Raw genomic sequence first — 20,884 nt, 5'->3', positions numbered from 1 at the left:
TCAGATGGAAGTAAGAGTCAGAATACCTCCCAGTCCTCTTGATCTCCCGAGCCCGTTTTAGATGCAGGCTTTGCTGCGGGCTTAGGCGCTTTTCTAGCCGTTGGTTCAGCCGCTTTTCTAGCCGTTGGTTCAGTCGCTTTTCTGGCTGTGGGTTCAGACGCCGGTTTCGATCGCGCAGCCGCCTTTGGCGCACTCACCGCCGCCTCCTGACCGCCCTCGACCTTAAAGAACGACATCAGCTGCGCCATTTGCTCCACACTTTCCAGGGAGGACTCCGCAGAGGATGCGGTTTCTTCCGCCAGCGCGGCGTTTTGCTGAGTGATTTCGTCCAGCTCCATCACCGCATTGTTGACCTGCGCCAAGCCAGAACTTTGCTCCTCCGTCGCTGCGGCGATATCAGAAATCAGGTCGCTGACTTTTTTCACATGCTGGATGATTTCATCCAGGTTCTTGCCGGATTCATCCACCAGCTTCGAGCCAACCTGCACTTTTTTTACGCTGTCTTCGATCAGGTCTTTGATTTCCCGCGCAGAGGTAGCGCTGCGCTGCGCCAGATTACGCACTTCCGTCGCCACCACGGCGAATCCGCGCCCTTGCTCTCCCGCGCGAGCGGCTTCCACCGAGGCGTTCAGGGCTAACAAGTTAGTCTGGAAGGCGATGTCGTCAATGACGCCTATGATTTCCGCAATCTTGCGGCTGGCTTCGTTGATTTCACCCATGGACGCCACAGTGCGTTTGGTGACGTCGCCTCCGGTCGCCGCCGCATTTCTCGCCAGATTAGCGAGCTGATCCGCCTGCCGGGCGTTGTCCGCCGTGTTGCGCACATTGCTGGACAGCTCTTCGATGCTGGAGGCGGTTTCCTCCAGGCTGGAGCTTTGTTTTTCGGTGCGTTCCGACAGCTGATTGTTGCCGCTGGAGATTTCCTGATTGGCCGAACTCACGCTGTCGCTGCTGTCGATCAGTTGGCGCATGATGCTGTCCAGCCTCTCCATGCTGGAGTTGGCCGCTTGCGCCAGGTCGTCATAACCGCCTTTGTAATCGTCGCGCATGCGCCCTTGCACTTCGCCTTCCGCCAGGCTCTGCATCAGGTTGCGGACATCCTCCAGCACCAGGTCGATCACGCCGATCAGCTCATTCAGGCCCTCCGCCAGAGTGCGCACGAAGCCCTCCTTGCCTTCCAGTTCAATACGTCCCTTCAGGTCGCCCAGCTTGGCTTTGTCGACCATTTCCTGCACTTCGCGCTCGATGCCGATTTGCGCGCTGATATCGCTCCACTGAACCACGAAACCAAGAATGCCTCCCTGCTCGTCACGAATGGTTCCCGCAGTCAGGTCAAAAAAGGCGTCGCCGAGTTGCAGTCTGGCGTCATGAGGTTTTTTTAGCTGGGTCAGCAAGCGCCGCTGATGCTCAGGATCTTTATGAAATACATCAATGCATTCTCCGATCAGGTTGTCGGCGTTGAATTGCGGTAATCGCTTACGAATTTCCGGCTCCGCGTCCTTCAATACTCTCGTCACAGTGGGGTTCATATATGAGATCTTGAATTCTTCGTTGGCCACCATCAGTCCCACGCTGGCGGTCTCCATGGCCTGCTGCAAACGCGTCATGCGCACCATCTGAACCCGATCCCGTTCCTTTTGCTCCCGCAACATATTGCGCATCGCGTGCAAGCGACCATAGACCCCTGGCCGCTCTTCCATCCGCTCCTCCAGACGCCCTTCTGATACGGCGGTGGCGATGTTTTGTAACTCCAGAGGCTCGCCGCCGAGCACGTTGTAAAGCCACTTGTGTAAACGCCAGACGCCAAACGCGCAACCAAACAAGCCAGCCACCACTACTGCTACTACGACCGCAAAAGTGCGGTTGATTTCCGCATGGCTCAAATCGCCAGCATTGACGGAGCTGCGTTCAATCAACTCGCTCAAAGCGCCGAACTTCACTTCCAGCACATCAAACGCTTTCTGAAACTCCCCTGCGTTTACTTCAATATTGGCGATCGTCGCGCTGGCCAAGACCGCCTTCGCCGTAGAGAAATAGCGCTCTACATCGACTTTTGCGGATGTTATCGCGTCATTCACCTCTTTGGAGACATCCAACGCCAATATCACATCCATATCCTTACGCATGGCCGCTTCGTGTTCAGCGAAGTCATTCCTGGCGACTTGCCTCTGATTTTCGATGTCTTCCGCCACGCCATAGGCATAGCGATAAACGACCCCTTGAATGCCGTCATGACGCATATCCAGATCTCCCGCCGCGCGGACAGCGCTGACGACCGCTTCCATTTGTTCTTGATTCGCGTTCGTCGATGATCTTTGCGCCACCACGACAGCGACAATGACAGCGAATATCAGAGTAAGAACAGCTAAAGCCAGCCACAGAATACGCTTTAAAGACATGTTTCTGTCCTCCAAGTAGCGTCTGTCACTCTGGAGTTATCGTTTAATTTGGCGCTGTCTGGCTCGTTTCCGTGCTTCATGGAGAAACGGGTCCGTTAAAACACCTCCCAATCGTCTTCCCCGCCTTCCGCTTTCGGCTTGCCGGCGGGTTTAGACGGCTGTCTCGCCGCCGGCTCGGAAATCGAGGCCAGCTTGGGTTTGGGCGCTTTGGCAGGCTGGCGTCCGGTCGCTTGACGCACCTTGAAAAAGGACATGAGCTGCGTCATCTGCTCCACGCTTTCCAGGGAAGACTCCGCAGAAGACGCCGTTTCTTCCGCCAGGGCGGCGTTTTGCTGGGTGATTTCATCCAGTTCCATCACCGCCCGGTTAACCTGATCCAGACCGGAACTCTGTTCTTCCGTCGCCGCAGCAATGTCGGAAATCAAATCCGCCACTTTTTTCACGTTGCCGATAATTTCTTCCAGTTTCTTGCCGGACTCGTCCACCAGACTGGAACCCGCCTGCACCTTCTTGACGCTGTCTTCAATCAGGTCTTTAATCTCTTTCGCCGAGGTGGCGCTGCGCTGCGCCAGATTACGCACTTCCGTCGCCACCACCGCGAACCCTCTTCCCTGCTCGCCGGCCCGCGCCGCCTCCACCGAAGCGTTGAGAGCGAGCAGATTGGTCTGAAAGGCGATATCGTCGATGACGCCGATAATTTCGGCGATCTTGCGGCTGGCTTCGTTGATTTCCCGCATTGACGTCACCGCCCGCTGCGTGACTTCTCCGCCTTCCGAGGCTGTATTGCGGGTAAGGCCGGACAATTGATCCGCCTGCCGTGCGTTGTCCGCCGTATTGCTGACGTTACTGGATAGTTCCTCAATACTGGAGGCGGTCTCCTCCAGGCTGGAGCTTTGCTTTTCCGTTCTTTCGGAGAGCTGGTTATTACCGGTGGAAATTTCCTGATTGGACGCCTTCACGGAATCACTGCTCTGAATCAGTTGAGTGACGATATTATCCAGGCGCACCATGCTGCCGTTCACAGCCTCCGCCAAGGCAGCGAAGCGTCCTTCATGGTCGTCCCGCATACGTCTCTGCAGCTCGCCTTCCGACAACGCCTCCATGACTTGACCGATATCGCCGAGGACATCATCCATCACATCCACCAGGGCGTTCAGGCCTTCTCCCAGCGATAGAAAAAAGCCTTTCTTGCCTTCCAGCTCCACTTTCATGCTCAGGTCGCCTTTGCGCGCCGACTCCACAAGGCGCTGCACTTCCCTCTCGGTGTTCACCTGCACGGTCATGTCGCGCCATTCCACCACAAAGCCCAGAATCTCTCCGGCTTCATTGCGGATTGCGCCTGCGGTCAGGTCAAAATAGGCGTCGCCCAGCTGCAGACTGGCGTCATAGGGCTGACGCAACCCCCTGAGTATGCGGTGTTGATGGGACGGGTCCCGGTGAAACGTATCGATACAAACGCCTTCCAGTTTGTCGGCGTTGAAGTTAGGCAGCTTCTTCTTGATCTGCGCTTCCGCATTCTTCAGCACTTTTTTCACGGAGGGATTGGCGTAGACGATATTGAAACCTTCATCCGCCACCATCAGCGCAGTGGACGTAGTTTCTATGGCCTGTTTAAGGCGGGTGGTGGTGATCAATTGCAGACGGTCCCGCTCAATGCGTTCTTTCAGTTCATCACGCATCTCCCGCAGTTTGCCGTAGACCCCGCCCGCTTTAGTCATCTGCGCGTCCATATCCCCAGCGGTAATGGCGGCGGCGGCGCTTTCCAGCACGACCGGTTCTTCGCCCAGGGTCGCCAGCAGATTATGTCCGAATCGCCAAAGGCCGGCGCCGATGATGACCAGACCGACGATGACGATACCCAATACTGTTGCGAACGAAGTTCTGATTTCCTGATGATTGCCCTGCAGTATTCGGTCGCGCTCCGCCTTCAGCAGATCCTTCATCGCCAGCGTACGAGTCTCCAGCACGCTAAACTCCTGGGCGAACGTCGGCGTATTGGCGTGCAGCGTGGTGACGTTATTGCTTTGCATCACCTGATTGGCGGCATCAAGGAAAGCCTCCACGCCGGGGACGGCGTCCCTCATCGCGCCGGAGACTTTTTCGGAAACGTGAGTGTTGAGCAGGGTCTCCACGTTTCTGCGTATCGCCGCCTCAAAATTCGCATAATCCTTGCGCGCCCCCTCCTGTATGGATTGATTGAAGGTCTCCACGCCATAGGCATAGTTATAAGTGGCGCCGCGCACGCCTTCCCTTCGCATGTCCAGATTACCCATCACCCTGACCACTTCCGTCAGGCGCTCCATTTGCTGCTGGTTGTTGACGGTGGAGCTGTTTTGCACCACCAATACCGTCATTATCACAGCGAAGATAACAACAACGGCCGCCCCCGCGAGCCATAAAGTACGCTTTAACGTCATGTCCTTCCCCGATATCCCAATGTTATTCTTGTGTGTGAATTGCACTCACGCGCTTTTCTCGACATCCATGCCCAACGCCCGCATCAAATCCAGCATGACAATCATGCGGCCGTCATACTCGACAACGCCTTGGGCGAACTGAGTCGCTTTGCGTTTACGCAGTTCCGGCGAGGGCTGGATTTTGCGAGTGGGAAAGCGGACCACATCGTTAAGCGCGTCGATGACGGCCCCCCGCACCCGCTCCCGCCCGCCTGAGTCGAAGGCGAACATCACCACCACGGTGTGTTTGTTGTATTCCAGCTTGGTCAAGCCGATGCGTTTGCGCAGGTCGATGATCGGCACGATGGCGCCGCGTACGTTGATGAGACCGCATTCCCAGGGCTCCGCATAGGGCACCCGCGTCACCGGCTCCCAGGCGCGAATTTCCTTCACCAGCATGATCGGCGCGGCGTACTCTTCATCCGCCAGACTAAACGTCAGATATTCATCTTCCTTTTCCGTCTGATGCTCCGCATCCTGCTCTCCCTCAAGGGGTTGTTTAACCTGCATCTGCATAGCTGATTTCCGAATCTTTTTGCAGTTGCGACAGGCCGCCGACATCCAGAATCAGCGCGACTCTGCCGTCTCCGAGAATAGTGGCCGCCGATACGCCCGGTATCAGGCGGTAATTCTCTTCGAGAGATTTGATGACGATTTGCTGCTGGCTGAGCAGCTCATCCACAAATAGACCAAAACGCCGGCTTTCATGCTCGACGATCACAATAATTCCTTCAGTAAGCGGCTTGGGCTTTTCGCCTTCGTTCTGCGTCGCATCCAACGCCTCCGATAACCGTAGCACTGGCAGATAGGCGCCGCGCAGTTTGATGGTCTCATGGGTGCCCGCCACCCGGTTAATCATGGTGGGATCAGGCTGCAGGGACTCGATAATGGTGACCAGGGGAATCACGTAGAGTTCCTCGCCCAGGGAGATAAGCTGGCCGTCCATGATGGCGAGGGTCAAGGGCAGGCGAATGGTGAAGCGGGTGCGCCGGTTCAACTCCGACTCCACCTGAATGCTGCCGCCGAGGCTTTGTACATTGCGTTTCACCACGTCCATACCGACGCCGCGTCCAGACAGGTCGCTGGCTTCTTCCTTGGTGGAAAATCCGGGTAGAAAGATCAGCTCGAAAATCTGCGCTTCGCTGAGAATGGCGTCGCCAGCGATCAACCCTTTGCGTTTGGCCTTGGACAACAGCACTTGCGGGTCCAGTCCCTTGCCGTCATCCTCCACCTCAATCACGATATTGCCAACCTGGTGGTAGGCCCGCAGATACACAGAGCCATGCTCTGACTTGCCTTTGGCGGCGCGGTCCGCCGGTTTCTCAATACCATGATCGACACTGTTGCGCACCAGATGCACCAGGGGATCGGTGATCTTTTCTATAACCGTTTTGTCGACCTCGGTATTTTCTCCACTGAGCATCAGTTCAATATCTTTGCCCAGTTGCCGGCTCAGATCCCGCACCATGCGCGGAAAGCGATTGAAACAGAAAGAAATCGGCAACATGCGGATCTGCATGACGCCTTCCTGCAGCGCCCGGGTCTGGCGCTTCAACTGGGTCAGTCCCTGCAGCAGCTTTTCCATGCCCTGCAAGGCTTCGTCCTCACTCAGCATATTCAGCATGGACTGAGTGATCACCAGTTCGCCCACCATATTGATCAGCGCATCCACTTTGTCCAGGTCGACGCGGATGGACTGGCTCTCCGTCCCCATGGTCGGTTTGTTTTGCTTCACGGCGGCGCTGGCGCTTTTCTCCGCCGCCTGCGCCGGCTCAACCGCTGTAGCGGCTGGCTCAGAGGACGCTTCCACCACGGTCTGCGATGGCTCTGACTGCGCTTTGGGGATGGGCACGATGGCCATGTCGCACTCATCTTCCACCCAGGCGAAAGCGTCGTCGATCAGGCCTTTTTCCACGGGGCGCCGCAGCCTGACAGTCCAGCCCAGATAGCTGTTAAGCGGCTCGAAGTGCTCCCAGTCCGGCAATGTGCTGAGATCACATTCGATCTCCGCATCGCCTTCCGCCAGCGTTGCGACTTCTCTGGCCAGACGCAGGGGGTCGTTGCCTCGTTGCATCATTTCCTTGTGAGGCGTAAATACGACGCGCCAACCGGCGACGCCATCGCCCGGGTCAGACGTTTCCCCTGTCGACGCAGGCTTGTTGTCCGCGGTCGGCGCACTGGATGTCGTCAGCGAGGTCTGGTCCTTGGAAATCGCTTCCAGCTTGGATTTATGCTGGGCGAATTCTTCTTCTGGAATGTCTTCACCGGCCTTGGCGGAGGAGAGCAACAAACGCAGCGCGTCCACAGACTCCAACAGCACATCCACAATAGGCTGGGTCAGACGGCGTTTGCCGGCGCGGATTTCATCGAGCAGGTTTTCCATCACATGGGTGTAAGCCGCCACCTGGGAAAACCCGAAGGTGGCGCTGCCGCCCTTTATGGAGTGAGCGGCGCGAAAAATATTGTTGATCGATTCAGGGTCAGGCTCGTCAAGATCCACTTCCAGGAGGCTCGCCTCTATCGTGTTGACGGCTTCGAAACTTTCTTCAAAAAAAACATCATGAAATCGAGAGAGGTCCATGCTCATGCGTCTCTCCTAAGCCGGCGGGGCCGGTTATCCCAAGACTTTTTTTACCGTGGCGACCAGTTGATCGGGGTTGAACGGCTTGACGATCCAACCGGTCGCTCCCGCCGCCTTGCCTTCCGCTTTTTTGTCTGCGCCGGACTCGGTAGTCAGCATCAGCAACGGGGTAAACTTATAGGCCCCTTCCGAACGAAGGTTTTTGATCAGGGAGATGCCGTCCATGACGGGCATATTGACGTCGGTGATCACCAGGTCGTATTTGCCGGACTTCGCTTTGCTCAGCGCTTCCTGACCATTGGCGGCCTCATCCACCTGATGCCCGGCCCCCTTGAGTGTGAACGTCACCATCTGGCGCATGGAAGCGGAATCATCCACTGCGAGTATCTTTGCCATATAGTCCCCAACACTTTTTGATTGTGCGCAATAAACCGGTCAGGTTTCCCAAACTAACCCAGATTACTGTCTTATACGGCTCAAACAGAATGACGGCTCAAAACTTAACCGGAACCTGAAATAAAAGCATAGCAGCATATTTAAAATTCACAGGGGCAAAGAACGCGACGAGCAACGGTTTCGCAAAATGCTCGCGAAAGGCTTCGTTATCAGGTTCTGCAAGTTGTAAAAGCCAAAACTTCCGCTTTAATTGAAGAAAAGATCAGGAACGGATGATCCGCGATAATGGCTGAACTCAATGTGCTGAGACAGGAAGACATTGACGATCTCGTGCGCAAGTACGACGGCCGCTCCATTCCCCGGTTCGTCGCGTCCGCGACCCTGGCCAGCGAGCTTAAAAGCACCATTCACTACGCCAAGCTCATCGCCATCTCATCCAAGAACGCACAGGCCATCACCGCCCGCGCCGGCGAATGGGGACAAGGCTTCAGCGGCATCACCCAGTTCATCGAGGAAATCGCCTCTCGCAGCATGGCCTGCGCCGCCGACATCGGCGCCGCCTCCAAAGAGCTGTCCCGCAGCGCCGTCAAACTAATGAACCAGCAGAAATTCGCCTCCGCATTGAATAAAGCCATACGCACTAACGAGGCGAAGTCGGAGGAATTGCGGGACATTCTGCAGCGCAACCTGAAAGGACAGGCGCAACTGGAAGAAGAAACCAACGGCTACTATCGCAGCGTACGCAAACTGCTGACCGAAATCCGGGACTGCACCCGCGCGCTCAAGTCCATCGTCGCCAACTGCCGTATCGAGGCGTCCCGGGCAGGCCCGTTTCAGGAGTCCCTGTTCACGATCGCGGAAAATATTGAAAACGCAGCCGAACGCATCAGTGAGCGCATTGCGATCGGTCTGCGTCTGATGGGCCTGCTGACCTGACGCCAGTCCGCTCCGGCGCGCAGCAGACCTTAAACGCTAACAATCCGGAAACACAGTCCGTCTTAAAACTAGTCCGTCTTGAAACTAGTCGGTCTTGAAAAACAGTCAGTATTAGGTTTCCTACAGCAGACAGGTGGAGAACAGCGTCCATGCATTCCGAAGCACTATGGCAGGGCAAACGCCATAAATGGATTATTTGCGGTCGAGACACAGGCAAACCCCAGAAAATTATCGACACCAACCAGTACATGGTGCGCACCGACCGCCGTTTACTGATCCTGGAGCCCGGCGGCATCGAGCTGTTTTCCGCCATGCTGGCCTGCGCGCTGGACTGGGCTCCGATTCATGAAATCACGGATTTGTTCGCGTCACACCAGGACCCGGACATCATTTCCTCTCTGGGGCTCTGGGACCAGGCGCTGCCGAAAGCGCGACTGCACGCGCCCTGGCTCTGGGAAGGTTTTATCCGCCATTTCGGCATGAGTCACATCGAATATGTCTCGCTACCGGATGACGGCGGCGTCATGGAGCTGGACAGCGTCAATCTGCAGCTTATTCCCGCCCACTATCTACACTCATCCGGCAACTTCAACGTCTATGATCCCGAACTCAAGATTCTGATGAGCGGCGACATCGGCGCCTCGCTGGAGCCGGGACAGCCCCCGCTGTATGTAGAGAATTTCAAGGAGCATACCCGGTTTATGGAGCTGTTCCACAAGCGCTGGATGCCCTCCAACACCGCCAAGAACGACTGGATCAGCCGCGTACGCCGACTGGATATCAAGTACATGGCGCCCCAGCACGGACGCATCTTCAAAGACGATGACGTAGGGCGATTTCTGGACTGGTTCGAGCAGTTGGAAGTCGGTTCGGCGTTACGCACCGCCAGCCGCTGAGGCGACCTAACCGTCGCCCCGGCTGGCTCACTCCAGTTCGATCTGCGCTTTCACCGTGGAGTTTTCACCGTCCAGCTCAAACTGGGAACACAAGGCCTTGATGAGAGGCAAGCCGCGGCCGAAGGACTCATCGTTGTAATCCAGTTCCTCCACATTAATGCAGAAGCCGGGACCGCTGTCGCTGACCATCATCATCATGCGCGCCGGGCGGGTGTTGGATAAGTGCACTTGCAGGCAGACATAACCGTCCTCAAGTTTCTCCAGGCGGACGGCGCGCTCCTGATAATAGCGGTCAAAACCTTCGTCGCCGTCTTTCAGCGATGAAGACAGTCCCAAAACGCCATGCTCCAGCGCGTTATTAAACAGTTCCGCGAGCACCATAAACACGACTTCTTTGCTATTGCGCACCACGGCATGGCTCCCCAGCCATTGGCGCAAGATCATCAGTGGGTCGGAGTCGCGCAACTGATCCGGTCCCCAGTGCAGCTCCAGGTGAAACTCCGGCAGATTGGATTTGGGCGGAGCGTCTTCTTTCTTCACCTCCTGCACCGGCTCTGCTTCCTTTTCAGCCATGGGCGGCGGCGCGCACTTCAGCTCCACCAGAGACAGGTCATCCTGTAAATCCGGATCATCATTGAACTCATGCACCGCGGCGATCAGGCCGTCGAACAGATCGTCCGCTCCGGATTCAAGCGCCTCTCGCAGACGTTCCTCTCCGAACATCTCGTTGGCGACGTTGGGGCACTCGGTAATGCCATCCGTATAGAGATACAGGCGGTCCTCAGGGGTGACGGAGATGGTTTCAGTCCAGGACTCGAACTCATCCATATCCATAACGCCCAGCGGCATATGGGCGGAATGAATAATGCGCCGAATCTTGTTGTTTCCCCCCACGATGAACGCATCTGGAAGGCCCCCGGCCCACACCTCAATCTTGCTGCGAGTGGGGTTGATCTCAAGCAGGCAAGCCGCGAAAAACATGGTGGGAGGCAAGAAACGCTTGAGGATCTTGTTCAGTTCCAGAGAAATCTCACTCACCGAGAGGTTGCGTTCGCACATCGTACTGAAAGCCTGCGCGACAGGAATGGAGCCCACGGAAGCCGCCAGCCCGTGGCCAGTGAAGTCGCCCACCAGCACATAGGCCCCGCCATCCCGTTTCTCTTTTAATAACACCAGATCGCCATTAAAGGTGGAGCGTGCGGTGCAGTGGTAGCGGACGCCATACACATCTTTGGCGCTGAGTTTAAGCGCCGCGGTCATGATGTGTTGGGTCATCTCGTGTTCGGCCTGCACCTTGGTGTGGAAATAGGCAAGCTCCCGATTCTGCTCCACTACCTTACGGTTCAGCGCCAGAGTGCGTGAATGGGCGCGTATTTTCGCCTGCAAGGTGACGAAATTAACAGGCTTGCCCAGAAAGTCGTCGCCAATGGACAGGCACTCCACCAAAGCCCTGTCGTCATCCAGGGCGGTCAAAAATACAATGGGAATATGATCCTGACCTGCTTCCTCTTTGATGATGCGCGCCGCTTCATAACCGTTCATACCGGGCATCAGCACATCCATCAGCACCACATCCGCGCCCTGCTTGCGCCAGATCTCCAGCGCCTGTTCGCCAGATTCAGCAAACTCGCATTTGTGGCCGCCCTCCTCCAGCACGAACCCCATGAGCTGACGGCTGTACATGTCGTCATCCACGACCAGAATATTCATCTCGATCCCCCTTCACAAAGCCATAGCGGCTCAGCTGATGGCGAACTTCTTGTCAAATTTCGCAATCTCCAGAATTTTGCGAATGCCAGGGGAGCAGTTGACGATTTCAATTTTGACCGCGTCGGAGCCCAGATAGCTGCGCATATTCAGCAACATGCCCAGCGCCGAGCTGTCCATGTGCTCGGTCTGCCGCATGTCGATGTAGAAATGGTTCTTTTGCTTGTGAGCCTCATAGGCTTCCCGGAACTGATTCACCACGCTGAAATCGAAGCGTCCGCGGATGTAGATGGTGACGGCGCCGCCGTCTGAGTTGACTTTGGTTTCTATAGTCATAACGCCCTGTTCCCTGAGATTGATCTGACTGTTTATTAACTTGGCGACGTATTACCGAGGCGCCCGCCGGACGCTCCTGTACGCGCTTCCCCACGCTCAGGCCTGGTCGCCAAGGGCCTGCTGCCGGTTTTATGTATTAAAACAGCTCGATGTCAGAGCCGGATTCCGCCGCTTTGTTCGAGCCATGTTTGCTGTTGTCGTTATGCAGGGAGTCCAGCCGCGCTCTGACCCTGGCGATGTCCGTATACTTGTCGCTCTTGCCGCAGACTTCCTTCTGTAATTGCAAGGCGTTGTTCAGCGTTTCCAGACGGCTCATCATGCGACCGCAAGTCTGCATGGCGATATCGCCGAACTGCAGGCCGCGTACGCTGGAGTCCACGGATTGCTTAATCTCCTTGGTGAGTTGAGTCATACGACCCACAGCGCCGTTCACTTCTTCATTGACGTCACGCATGGTATGCAGCATCTGATCGATGTAGCTGCGCGCATTAAGCGCGTCTTTCATATCCAGGGAAGCCACGTCCCCGACAATCGTCCGCACTTTACTGATGGCGTCTTTGGTTTCGTTGGCCTTGCCTTTGATCTGAGTGTTGAGGTCGCTGGAGGTGCGCGACAGACGCCGCACTTCATCCGCCACCACCGCAAAGCCGCGCCCGGCCTCTCCCGCCCGCGCGGCTTCGATGGCCGCGTTAAGCGCCAACAGGTCTGTCTGGTCAGCAATCTCCTGAATATTGCCCAGCAAAGAGAACATCTGGTCAATATGAGTGACCATGTCCTCAATGCGATGCACCGCATTGACGCTTTTCTCACTCACGCTCACCAGCAGCTCAACATAAGTGCCAATTACCTGGTCCAGCGATTTGGCGAAGAACTCTATGCTGATGTTATCTTCTACTTTCTCTTTTTTGACCGGAGTCTTGGCCCCGTTCTTTTTCCCCTTCATCCGTTCAAAAATTTCCTTGGCCAACTCGTTCTGATGATTGGTCAACTCGCTCAAAGAAACAAACGCCTGTCCCAGCAATTCAATATTGTTGCTAATGGTGTCGGCCAGATCGCGGTTGTCAGCGCTGATGGCGGTCAACTGTCCATTGGCGTAGTTGTCGACCTCTTTTACTGCACTCTGAAAATCCCGCTCGCTGCTTTGTCGCTGCCGCTCCTGCTCCCCATTCGTTTCGTTCTGCTTGCCGTCAGTAATCAGGCAGGATGCGAAAAACGACAAACTGGAGACGGTGAACAATCCGGCGGAGAGCAGTCCCGATGTCAGCCAGCCGGCGCAAAGCGTCGCCAATCCTGTTCCCAGCGCCGCCAATACGATGGGGTCTTTCGCCATAAGGTTCTGAGTCGTTGCAAGCATAGAGTTCCTGAAAAGCTGTTAGAGGTGGACTTAATAACTATAGAACAACCTGCCGCCGCCGTTTAAAAAATAGACTCTAATCAAATTAAACCAGGGTTACCGCCGTCAGCGCCGCCACTGAGAAACCAACCCTGAAAAATGCGCTATGCTTCTGAGAGAACCATGCGAAAAAGCGGAATACGGATCATCGGCAAGGAGTTTCATATGGGTTTGAAATACGCCGGTCTGGTCATAGGCGAGCTGCCCGAACCTCTGCAAACAGCCAGCCTGAACCTACTGGAACTGCAATACAGCGACTTGCATGACGCCATTGAAAAGATTAACGGTGGCCAGTGGCACGCCATCATTCTCTGCATTGAACAACCGCTGAAGGAAGCGCAAATCACACTCGGCATGTTGCGCCAGGATACGCAGATCGCCGACACGCCCCTGATATGCCTGACTTCGGACAATAGCGTGGAGGACACTATCGCGCTGTTCAACGCTGGCGCGGACGACGTCATTCCCACCAATACGCCGTCGGAAGAATTCATCGCCCGCATCAACAAGGCCATCATCAACCTGATCGCCAACCGGCAGCTTAAAACCCAGTTGCAGTTCACCCATGACGTCGCCATGTCCGCCATGACCGACAGCGGCGACATGGGGGTCAACATCAATTTTCTGCTGGACTCCGCTAACTGCAACAACTTTGATGAATTAGGCCAGCGACTGTTTCAAGCCTTGAACAACTATGACGTCAAATGCAGTTTGCAGATCCGCGGTCGCTTTGAAGAAAAAAACATGGAGCCTAACGGCCTTTCCCGTGACCTGGAAAGCCGTCTGCTGCGACATTTCCAGGATGCAGGACGTCTGCACTCCGCCGGACGCCGACTGTTCATCAACTTCGACCAGGTATCCCTGCTGGTGAAAAACATGCCGCTGGGAGACGACAAGCGCTGCGGCCGCCTGCGGGACAACCTGTTCTATCTCGTGCAGGGTATGGACAGCAGGGTGAAGGCGCTGGATGATCGCCGCACCAATGAGTTGCAAATGGAGATTCTCAAGCAACTGACATCGAAGGCGGAAACCGTGCTGGAGGAAATCGACAAGCGCTATGCGGACGTAGCCGACAATATCATCAGCGCCACCGAAAACGCCGCAGAGCAAATGGTGTTCGCCTTAAATACCTTAGGGCTGTCGGAAGATCAGGAACACTCCATCATGTCGATCATCGACAACGCTATTTTTACCACCAACGACATATTTCATCAGGGGCTAAAGGTTAATCCCGGCGACCGCCAACTGATTAAACTGGTATCCGAGATTATGAAGCTGCCTCCTGAAGAACTGAACCGCGCTTTGGAGCAGTTCAGTTCTGAATAATCAGATGTTTGGGCAATCAGAAGCTTGAGTAAGCGGAAACGATAGCTGGGGGAATGTTTATTCGGACTTGCTGGCGCAACTGACGCACAATTCTGCAAAAGGCAATACCTGCAGGCGGGACTCGGGAATCTCCTCGCCGCACATGACGCAAACGCCATATTCTCCCTGCTGTAACCGTTGCAGGGCCTTTTTCACCTGATTGATCTCGATCTCCGTCTCGACTTTAAGCGCATTCAGCACGTCGTCGTTCTCCCGCTCCTGCGCCTGCTCCGCCGAGTCTGCGGAATGCTCTGACGTGAGGTCGCGGGTGATGTCCTCCAAACGCGTAATGAGTTCGGACAGCTGTTCGGACAATCGGTTTTTGATATGGGACTGCTGCATAATCTCTCCTTCGCGATGCTTACGATAATATCCCAGGCTGGTATTGCTCTCCCTGGCAAGAATGTCATTAAACAGAATATATGGCTTGATTCGCCGCAAACCAACAAGTTTTAATTGCGATTTTGTTTCAACAGAGAGCTGTCTATGGAAGTCGTCGTCGCCTCCGTCAACCCCGTCAAAGTCAATGCCGCGCGTAACGCCTTCAACCGATGCTTCCCCGACGGCCGGATTCACTGCATCGGGACCGAAACTGAATCCGGCGTGGCCTCCCAGCCCCTCACCGACGAAGAAACCCTGCAAGGAGCGCTAAACCGAGTGCAAGCGGTGCGGGAAGTGTTTTCCTCCGCCGATTACTGGGTAAGTTTCGAAGGCGGCGTCGACCGGATTCGCTCACAACTGTTCGCCGTCGCCTGGGTCGCGGTCGGACATGGCGAAGAAGTCAGCTACGCGCGCTCCGCTGCGCTGCCATTACCGCAAGCCGTGGTCAAAATGATGGAACAGGGAATGGAGCTGGGAGAAGCCAATGACCGTTTATTCGGAACGCAAAACAGCAAGCAACAGACAGGCGCAATCGGCTTGCTGACCCGGGAGTTGCTCAGCCGTGAAAGCCTGTATGCAGATACGCTCATTCTGGCGCTGACCCGCTTCACGCTTCCAGTAGTACAACTATAAGCCCCGTTGAACATTGTCCGTCGACGCTGTCAGTCCTCTGAAAAGACGATCAATAGCAGGCGATCTACAACCGCCCAGACGCATAACTACGCCTGCACGAAATTAACCGCCAAAACCCGACGCAAAGTCGGGTTTGGAAGCTAAAAGGCGCGCTTGGGGCGCATCCTCCCACCAATATAAGCAGGAGCGGCTGCTACAAGGCGTCGCTCAATAAGGAATGAACCTGTCCGCCCGGCCAGGCCGATGGACGCTTTCTTTCCTTACAATGACAAATTTAGTGGCGAGGTCTGAAATTACGCTTTGGCTTTTCTTCCCGGGGACGGGCCTCGTTAACTTTCATGTTACGGCCTTTCAGGTTGCTTTCATTAAGCTTCTGAATCGCCTCTTCCGCCTGCCCGTTGTCGGACATTTCTACGAAACCGAATCCTTTGGATTGGCCGGTATCTCTGTCGCGGATGATATTGACGTTGCTGATATCGCCATAGGCCGCAAACGCTTCCCGCAAATCGTCTTCTGTTACCTGATAGGACAGGTTTCCAACATAAATATTCATCTCACCATCTCATTATTTGTCACGAGCGCCTGTAGCAATCACACCGACGAAAACCAAACGCTCCAATTATCGTCAGTGACTAGCCAACCGCTGGCTAATTCGGTTGCAGGCCCGCTCTCGCGCCTGCGCACAATGCATACAAATCTGGAACAAAAGTGGCAAAACGTCAAATGATTTAACTATGGAACATTCCCATTTCCAATTGATGACAATTCGCCGCCATCCGCCCCCTGGCCAACTCATGTCGCATGCATCAACGTCAGCTTGCGTCGCGCCCATCTCCTGGGGCTTCCAGATCCTTCAGCAACTTAATTTTGAGTAAGCACTTCCTGACCTCAAAGGTGCGGGTATAACCGGGGAAGTTGGGTTCATCCACCGGCACCGATACCGGACCCGCCGCCGAAGTAAGAGTGACGGTGCGTCCGGATGCGCTCTGCTCTGGAACCTGATCGAACTGAAACTCCTTGAAGCACAGGGTATTCTCGACATCAAACCCCTTGGCTCCCTGCTCCACAGACAGCTCAGCGGCGCGCCGGATCGCCAGTTCCTCGACGTGGAGCAATTCATACTTTTTATAAGTTTCGTAACTGACCTGATAGCCCCCTTCCGGCAACGCAACCTCGGAATAACCATGGGGACGACCGTCTTCCTTCGCCATATAGTCCGGCAGTTTGGAAAACGCGGAGCAGCCGCCCAATCCGGCGGTCAGGGATAAAGCTGCGATAATTAACGAAATTCGCGGAAACATGAGGGAATCTCCTTATCAGGAAATTCAATTTATCATAGCGAGAGAGGAATACTCAGACCCAGTTCGAAATTCTCGACTGGCGCACAAAAAAAGACCCGGCCATCAGGCCGGGTACGCGCAAGGAATAATTTGGAAGACGAGAGGATGATTGCGCGATTACCCTTTCACCCCACCTGCAGTGAGTCCACCCACAATCCATTTCTGGCAATAAAGAAAAATCAACGTAATGGGAAGGCCCGACAACACTGCCGCCGCCGCAAAGTCTCCCCACAAATAGTTCTGCTCATAGAGATATTGCTGAGCGCCCACCGCCAAGGTCAGGTTGTTCACATCCAACAGCAGGATTGAGGCGATCGGGTACTCCATGATGTTCATCACGAAAGCGAGGATGAACACCACCGCCAGAATCGGCACCGACAGCGGCAGCAGAATGTAGCGGAACGCCTGCCAGGTGCTGGCGCCATCGACAATGGCGGCTTCCTCCAGCGAGCGATCAATGGATTCGAAATACCCCTTGATGGTCCAGATATGCAGCGCCATGCCGCCAAGCGAGGCCAGAATCACCGCGCCATGGGTATCGATCCCGAGCCAGCTGACGTGGTTGCCGATCTGATCGAACAAGGCGTACAGCGCGACCAGCGACAACACCGGCGGAAACATCTGGAAGATCAGCATGGACTTCAGAATCACGCCCTTGAACTTGAAACGCAGACGGGCGAACGCATATGCGCTGGTGGTGGACAGTAGCAGGATCAAGGCGGAGGAGATCACCGCGATCTTGACGGAGTTCCACAGCCACAGCAGCACCGGAAACGGCGGCTGCAATACAGTCCCGTCCGCCTGGGTATAGGGAATGCCCAGCGCCAGCGCCCAGTGTTCCAGAGACGGATTCTCCGGCAGCAGGCTGCCGGTTGCGAAGTTGCCGGTGCGGAAGGAAATCGACACCACCATCAGCAACGGGAACAGGATGATCCCGATAAAGCACAGCAGACCGAAGTGGGTCGCCCAGACCCGGTAGCGCACTGAACGCGGCTGCACCATCGCCATAATAACGTCTCCTATACCTTAATCTTGGACAACTTGAGGTTGATCAGCGACAACGAGCCCACCAGGATGAAGATCACTGTGGCGATCGCCGCCGCCAGACCGAAATTCTGCCCGGAATCCTGGAAAGCGATACGGTAGGTATAGCTGACCAGCAGGTCGGTGGTGCCCGCCGGCGTCGTGGCGCCGATAATATCCGGCGCGCCGCCGGTCAACAGGGCGATCAACACAAAGTTGTTGAAATTGAATGCAAAGCTGGCGATCAGCAAAGGCATCAGCGGCTTGATGATCTGCGGCAGAGTGATGCGGAACAGATTATCCAGCGGCGTGGCTCCATCCATGGCGGAAGCTTCGTACAGATCGCGGGGAATCGCCTGCAGCAGTCCCATACACAGCAGCATCATGTAGGGATAGCCCAACCAGGTGTTGACGATCAGAATCATGGTGCGCGCCAGCGCGGGATCGCTGAACCAGTCCGGACGCACGCCGAACAGATTCTCCAGCACCAGGTTAATCTCGCCGAAATTCTGATTAAACAGCCCTTTGAACACCAGAATGGAAATAAAGGCGGGCACCGCGTAGGGCAGGATCAACATCATGCGGTAGAAGCCTTTGCCCTTGAGCTGATCCCATTGCAGGATATTCGCCAGCACCAGACCTACCGCCAGCGTAAACAACACCGTCATGGTGGCGAACGCCAGCGTCCACACGAAGATCTCAATGAATGGGCCGCGAATGCTGGGGTCAGTAACCACCTGCAGGTAATTGTCCCAGCCAATAGTGACAGTCCAGCCTGGCGACAGGGTTTCACCCTGAGGGCCCTCGTAAAATCCGATATCCTGGTTCGGAGCATAAATCACGCCAGTCTGCTGATTCACTAAACCGCCGTCATCACGCAGGCCGTACAGCGACTGCATAGGCGCGAAATTACGCAGCCCGGCGAGGCTTAACGAAGCGCCGCCTTCCAGATTGACGGACAGACTTTTCAGGTCTTCTTTCAGCTTGATGACGTCTTTAATCCCCAGCGGTTGAGTATCCGGGGCCGCCTGTTCAACCGGAGCCACCGCCAACGCGCTATTCTGCAGTTCACTGAAGCTGAATGGCGCGGACGCCCAGCTTTGTCCCGCAGGGCTCTCCAGGCGCATGACAAATTTGTCGTCCGAGGGATAGAGCTTGAAATCGTATCTTTCTTCGCCAGTCTGGAAACGCTGGCTGAGCAGTTGCTCAAGCACCCGTTCCTGAGACAACAGGTTACTGGCGCTGTAATTAGTGAAGCCTATGCCGACGGTGTACAACAGGGGGAAAATAATAAACACCACCATGCCGGCGATGGCGGGATAAATATAGCGGTGCGCATATGCTTTCGGGCTGCTGAAGATATAAGCGGCCGATCCGATTACCACCAGAAACAGCAACGCGAAGGCCGTCTGGTTCTGGGCGTATAGTGCGACAGTCAGATAAAGAGCCAATAACAGTACGGCTCCGACCGCCGCCCACTTGAAAACTGCTTTTGTCATGGGTCGCTTGTTATCTACAACAGGTGACGAAAGGGCGTGAGTAAGCATGTATATAGCCCCTATTGCTACGTCTGATCAATGATGGCGGCGCCTGTTCCGGCGTAGCCGAAATGCGTTTGCGTCGAACGCGGGCTCATCCATGAACCCGATTGTCAGCCTTAGCGAATAATACGCTTGGCCGCCATGTCCAACGCTTCATCCACGGTCTGTCTGCCAGACGTGATGTTCTGCAAAGCAGGTCCCATGGAGGACCAGAAGGCGCCCATTTCAGGAACATTCGGCATGGGCTCGCCCATTTCCGCATTCTTGAAGGTGGCGGCGATATTCGGGTCAGCGGACAGTTCCTTCATGAAGGCCTTGTTGGCCACCGCGCCCAGGGGCACGTCGTCGTTCACCATCTTCAGACCTTTCAGGTTCAGCATGTAGTTCTCGATGAACTCTATCGCCAGTTCTTTGTTGGGGCTGGCGGAGTTGACCGCCGCAGCCAGAACGCCGGTGAAGGGTTTGCCGGGCTCGCCGTTGACAGAAGGAATCGTGGCCACGCCAAAGTTGATGCCGCTCTTCTTCAGGTTGCCCCAGGCCCAGGGCCCATTAATCATCATGGCCACTTCGCCCTTGTTGAATTTGGACTCCATAACGCCGTAGTCAGCGCCTTTCGGCATCATGCCCTGATCGATCAACTGCTTGATCAGGTTCGCCGCGGACTTGGAGCCTGCGTTGTTCACGCCGGTGTCCTTGACGTCATAGCCTGCGCCGTTCTTTTTAAAGGGATAGCCGCCATTGGAGGCGAACAGAGGCCAGGAGAAGTAGGTGTTGTTGTAATCCCAAAGAATGGCGCGCTTGCCGTCCGCCGCCAGTTTCTTGTCCAGCGCCATGACGTCTTCAAATGTCGCGGGTGGCGCAGGAACCAGATCTTTGTTGTAGATCAGGCCAACCGCTTCCAGCGCGATAGGATAACCATAGACTTTGCCGTTCCAGCTCACCGCGTCCCAAGTGAAATCGACGGTTTCGTCTTTGATTTTCTTGGAAGGATTCAGCGGAGAGATCAAACCGGACTTCGCCCATTCGCCGAAACGGTCGTGGGCCCAGATGAAAATATCAGGCCCGTTGCCGGTCGCGGCGGCCTGTTGAAATTTATCGGTGACATTATCAGGGTGGGCGACGCTCACCTCAATGCCGGTGTCTTTCGCAAACCAATCGCCGACCTGCTGTAATCCGTTATAACCTTTGTCGCCATTTATCCAGACAACCAGTTTCCCTTCTTCTATACCGGCCTGCGCGCTCGAAACCGCTCCGGCCGACACGAGCAATGAGGCTGCGACTGAGCCGACAAGCTTATGCCAAGCTTTCATTGTATTACCTCTCTGTGGGTTATTGTTGTTGTCCACAAGCCATGTGGGGGCATTATGTGTCTAGGGATACTCCGCCATATGAGTAAGATCCGCATCATCCCTATTTTTAATCCCATAGGCGTATAGGGGGGGAGTAGACTCATCCCCCTAATTCCACCTACTCTCCCGCCGCCTATTCTGCTTCCATTAGG

Annotated in this window: 18 protein-coding genes; 4 read left to right on the top strand and 14 right to left on the bottom strand. The window is 55.4% G+C overall.

From position 1 onward, the window contains the following. Positions 1-17: 17 nt before the first annotated feature. The 5 genes from AC2IBB_RS03780 to AC2IBB_RS03760 all read right to left on the bottom strand — a co-directional run bounded on the left by AC2IBB_RS03780 (position 18) and on the right by AC2IBB_RS03760 (position 7,832). The gene (locus AC2IBB_RS03780) at positions 18-2,399 is read right to left on the bottom strand and encodes a methyl-accepting chemotaxis protein (RefSeq protein ID WP_486331580.1); all 2,382 of its coding nucleotides are present in this window, start codon (positions 2,397-2,399) and stop codon (positions 18-20) included. 95 nt (positions 2,400-2,494) lie between these two features. Then, positions 2,495-4,816 (bottom strand): methyl-accepting chemotaxis protein, encoded by a 2,322-nt coding sequence (locus AC2IBB_RS03775; RefSeq protein ID WP_486331579.1) that lies wholly within the window; start codon positions 4,814-4,816, stop codon positions 2,495-2,497. 45 nt (positions 4,817-4,861) lie between these two features. Beyond that, a complete protein-coding gene (locus AC2IBB_RS03770; protein ID WP_486331578.1) occupies positions 4,862-5,371 on the bottom strand; it encodes a chemotaxis protein CheW in 510 nt (169 codons plus the stop codon). Then, complete coding sequence (locus tag AC2IBB_RS03765) at positions 5,355-7,442, bottom strand: chemotaxis protein CheA (RefSeq protein ID WP_486331577.1); 2,088 nt, start codon at positions 7,440-7,442, stop codon at positions 5,355-5,357. The genes AC2IBB_RS03770 and AC2IBB_RS03765 overlap by 17 nt, the downstream gene beginning before the upstream one ends. A 27-nt stretch (positions 7,443-7,469) precedes the next feature. Continuing rightward, positions 7,470-7,832 carry a response regulator gene (locus AC2IBB_RS03760; protein ID WP_486331576.1) on the bottom strand — a complete coding sequence of 121 codons (363 nt, stop codon included), beginning with the start codon at positions 7,830-7,832 and terminating at the stop codon, positions 7,470-7,472. 285 nt (positions 7,833-8,117) lie between these two features. Here AC2IBB_RS03760 and AC2IBB_RS03755 point away from each other — a divergent pair, with 285 nt between their 5' ends. Together AC2IBB_RS03755 and AC2IBB_RS03750 are read left to right on the top strand one after the other, a co-directional pair. Beyond that, on the top strand, positions 8,118-8,768 hold the full coding sequence (locus AC2IBB_RS03755) for a hypothetical protein (protein ID WP_486331575.1): 651 nt from the start codon (positions 8,118-8,120) through the stop codon (positions 8,766-8,768). A 149-nt stretch (positions 8,769-8,917) separates the two neighbouring features. Beyond that, positions 8,918-9,664, top strand: a complete 747-nt coding sequence (locus AC2IBB_RS03750; protein WP_486331574.1) for an oxygen-binding di-iron domain-containing protein — start codon at positions 8,918-8,920, stop codon at positions 9,662-9,664. A gap of 27 nt (positions 9,665-9,691) precedes the next feature. Here AC2IBB_RS03750 and AC2IBB_RS03745 read toward each other — a convergent pair whose 3' ends face one another. The 3 genes from AC2IBB_RS03745 to AC2IBB_RS03735 all read right to left on the bottom strand — a co-directional run bounded on the left by AC2IBB_RS03745 (position 9,692) and on the right by AC2IBB_RS03735 (position 13,061). Next, positions 9,692-11,374: a SpoIIE family protein phosphatase gene (locus tag AC2IBB_RS03745; RefSeq protein ID WP_486331573.1), complete on the bottom strand. Its 1,683-nt coding sequence runs from the start codon at positions 11,372-11,374 to the stop codon at positions 9,692-9,694. 30 nt (positions 11,375-11,404) lie between these two features. Further along, positions 11,405-11,707 (bottom strand): STAS domain-containing protein, encoded by a 303-nt coding sequence (locus AC2IBB_RS03740; RefSeq protein WP_486331572.1) that lies wholly within the window; start codon positions 11,705-11,707, stop codon positions 11,405-11,407. A gap of 136 nt (positions 11,708-11,843) precedes the next feature. Continuing rightward, positions 11,844-13,061 carry a methyl-accepting chemotaxis protein gene (locus AC2IBB_RS03735; protein WP_486331571.1) on the bottom strand — a complete coding sequence of 406 codons (1,218 nt, stop codon included), beginning with the start codon at positions 13,059-13,061 and terminating at the stop codon, positions 11,844-11,846. 204 nt (positions 13,062-13,265) lie between these two features. Here AC2IBB_RS03735 and AC2IBB_RS03730 point away from each other — a divergent pair, with 204 nt between their 5' ends. Beyond that, a complete protein-coding gene (locus AC2IBB_RS03730; protein ID WP_486331570.1) occupies positions 13,266-14,426 on the top strand; it encodes a response regulator in 1,161 nt (386 codons plus the stop codon). 57 nt (positions 14,427-14,483) lie between these two features. Here AC2IBB_RS03730 and AC2IBB_RS03725 read toward each other — a convergent pair whose 3' ends face one another. Next, positions 14,484-14,807 (bottom strand): TraR/DksA family transcriptional regulator, encoded by a 324-nt coding sequence (locus AC2IBB_RS03725; RefSeq protein ID WP_486331569.1) that lies wholly within the window; start codon positions 14,805-14,807, stop codon positions 14,484-14,486. A 144-nt stretch (positions 14,808-14,951) separates the two neighbouring features. On the opposite strand from AC2IBB_RS03725, the gene yjjX reads away from it, so the two are divergent. After that, entirely contained in the window at positions 14,952-15,479 is a 528-nt protein-coding gene (gene yjjX, locus AC2IBB_RS03720) for an inosine/xanthosine triphosphatase (RefSeq protein WP_486331568.1), read from the top strand. Positions 15,480-15,753: 274 nt separating this feature from the next. Here yjjX and AC2IBB_RS03715 read toward each other — a convergent pair whose 3' ends face one another. From AC2IBB_RS03715 to malE, 5 genes are all read right to left on the bottom strand, one after another. After that, positions 15,754-16,032 (bottom strand): RNA recognition motif domain-containing protein, encoded by a 279-nt coding sequence (locus AC2IBB_RS03715; RefSeq protein WP_011394431.1) that lies wholly within the window; start codon positions 16,030-16,032, stop codon positions 15,754-15,756. Positions 16,033-16,291: 259 nt separating this feature from the next. Next, on the bottom strand, positions 16,292-16,780 hold the full coding sequence (locus AC2IBB_RS03710; RefSeq protein ID WP_486331567.1) for a CC0125/CC1285 family lipoprotein: 489 nt from the start codon (positions 16,778-16,780) through the stop codon (positions 16,292-16,294). Positions 16,781-16,936: 156 nt separating this feature from the next. Then, the gene (gene malG / locus AC2IBB_RS03705; RefSeq protein WP_486331566.1) at positions 16,937-17,827 is read right to left on the bottom strand and encodes a maltose ABC transporter permease MalG; all 891 of its coding nucleotides are present in this window, start codon (positions 17,825-17,827) and stop codon (positions 16,937-16,939) included. Between the two features lie 11 nt (positions 17,828-17,838). Next, on the bottom strand, positions 17,839-19,389 hold the full coding sequence (gene malF, locus AC2IBB_RS03700; protein ID WP_486331565.1) for a maltose ABC transporter permease MalF: 1,551 nt from the start codon (positions 19,387-19,389) through the stop codon (positions 17,839-17,841). Between the two features lie 110 nt (positions 19,390-19,499). Continuing rightward, positions 19,500-20,693, bottom strand: a complete 1,194-nt coding sequence (gene malE, locus AC2IBB_RS03695; RefSeq protein ID WP_486331564.1) for a maltose/maltodextrin ABC transporter substrate-binding protein MalE — start codon at positions 20,691-20,693, stop codon at positions 19,500-19,502. Positions 20,694-20,884 lie beyond the last annotated feature (191 nt).

Source organism: Hahella sp. NS-SX17, assembly GCF_057367735.1.
Note: the sequence above shows the minus strand (reverse complement) of the source record. Positions and strands in the feature narration are given on the sequence as shown.

What these genes read in the sequence shown, in the direction of transcription:
- AC2IBB_RS03780 (WP_486331580.1), bottom strand. Translation starts at nt 2,399, where the DNA reads ATGTCTTTAAAGCGTATTCTGTGGCTGGCTTTAGCTGTTCTTACTCTG.
- AC2IBB_RS03775 (WP_486331579.1), bottom strand. Translation starts at nt 4,816, where the DNA reads ATGACGTTAAAGCGTACTTTATGGCTCGCGGGGGCGGCCGTTGTTGTT.
- AC2IBB_RS03770 (WP_486331578.1), bottom strand. Translation starts at nt 5,371, where the DNA reads ATGCAGATGCAGGTTAAACAACCCCTTGAGGGAGAGCAGGATGCGGAG.
- AC2IBB_RS03765 (WP_486331577.1), bottom strand. Translation starts at nt 7,442, where the DNA reads ATGAGCATGGACCTCTCTCGATTTCATGATGTTTTTTTTGAAGAAAGT.
- AC2IBB_RS03760 (WP_486331576.1), bottom strand. Translation starts at nt 7,832, where the DNA reads ATGGCAAAGATACTCGCAGTGGATGATTCCGCTTCCATGCGCCAGATG.
- AC2IBB_RS03755 (WP_486331575.1), top strand. Translation starts at nt 8,118, where the DNA reads ATGGCTGAACTCAATGTGCTGAGACAGGAAGACATTGACGATCTCGTG.
- AC2IBB_RS03750 (WP_486331574.1), top strand. Translation starts at nt 8,918, where the DNA reads ATGCATTCCGAAGCACTATGGCAGGGCAAACGCCATAAATGGATTATT.
- AC2IBB_RS03745 (WP_486331573.1), bottom strand. Translation starts at nt 11,374, where the DNA reads ATGAATATTCTGGTCGTGGATGACGACATGTACAGCCGTCAGCTCATG.
- AC2IBB_RS03740 (WP_486331572.1), bottom strand. Translation starts at nt 11,707, where the DNA reads ATGACTATAGAAACCAAAGTCAACTCAGACGGCGGCGCCGTCACCATC.
- AC2IBB_RS03735 (WP_486331571.1), bottom strand. Translation starts at nt 13,061, where the DNA reads ATGCTTGCAACGACTCAGAACCTTATGGCGAAAGACCCCATCGTATTG.
- AC2IBB_RS03730 (WP_486331570.1), top strand. Translation starts at nt 13,266, where the DNA reads ATGGGTTTGAAATACGCCGGTCTGGTCATAGGCGAGCTGCCCGAACCT.
- AC2IBB_RS03725 (WP_486331569.1), bottom strand. Translation starts at nt 14,807, where the DNA reads ATGCAGCAGTCCCATATCAAAAACCGATTGTCCGAACAGCTGTCCGAA.
- yjjX (WP_486331568.1), top strand. Translation starts at nt 14,952, where the DNA reads ATGGAAGTCGTCGTCGCCTCCGTCAACCCCGTCAAAGTCAATGCCGCG.
- AC2IBB_RS03715 (WP_011394431.1), bottom strand. Translation starts at nt 16,032, where the DNA reads ATGAATATTTATGTTGGAAACCTGTCCTATCAGGTAACAGAAGACGAT.
- AC2IBB_RS03710 (WP_486331567.1), bottom strand. Translation starts at nt 16,780, where the DNA reads ATGTTTCCGCGAATTTCGTTAATTATCGCAGCTTTATCCCTGACCGCC.
- malG (WP_486331566.1), bottom strand. Translation starts at nt 17,827, where the DNA reads ATGGCGATGGTGCAGCCGCGTTCAGTGCGCTACCGGGTCTGGGCGACC.
- malF (WP_486331565.1), bottom strand. Translation starts at nt 19,389, where the DNA reads ATGCTTACTCACGCCCTTTCGTCACCTGTTGTAGATAACAAGCGACCC.
- malE (WP_486331564.1), bottom strand. Translation starts at nt 20,693, where the DNA reads ATGAAAGCTTGGCATAAGCTTGTCGGCTCAGTCGCAGCCTCATTGCTC.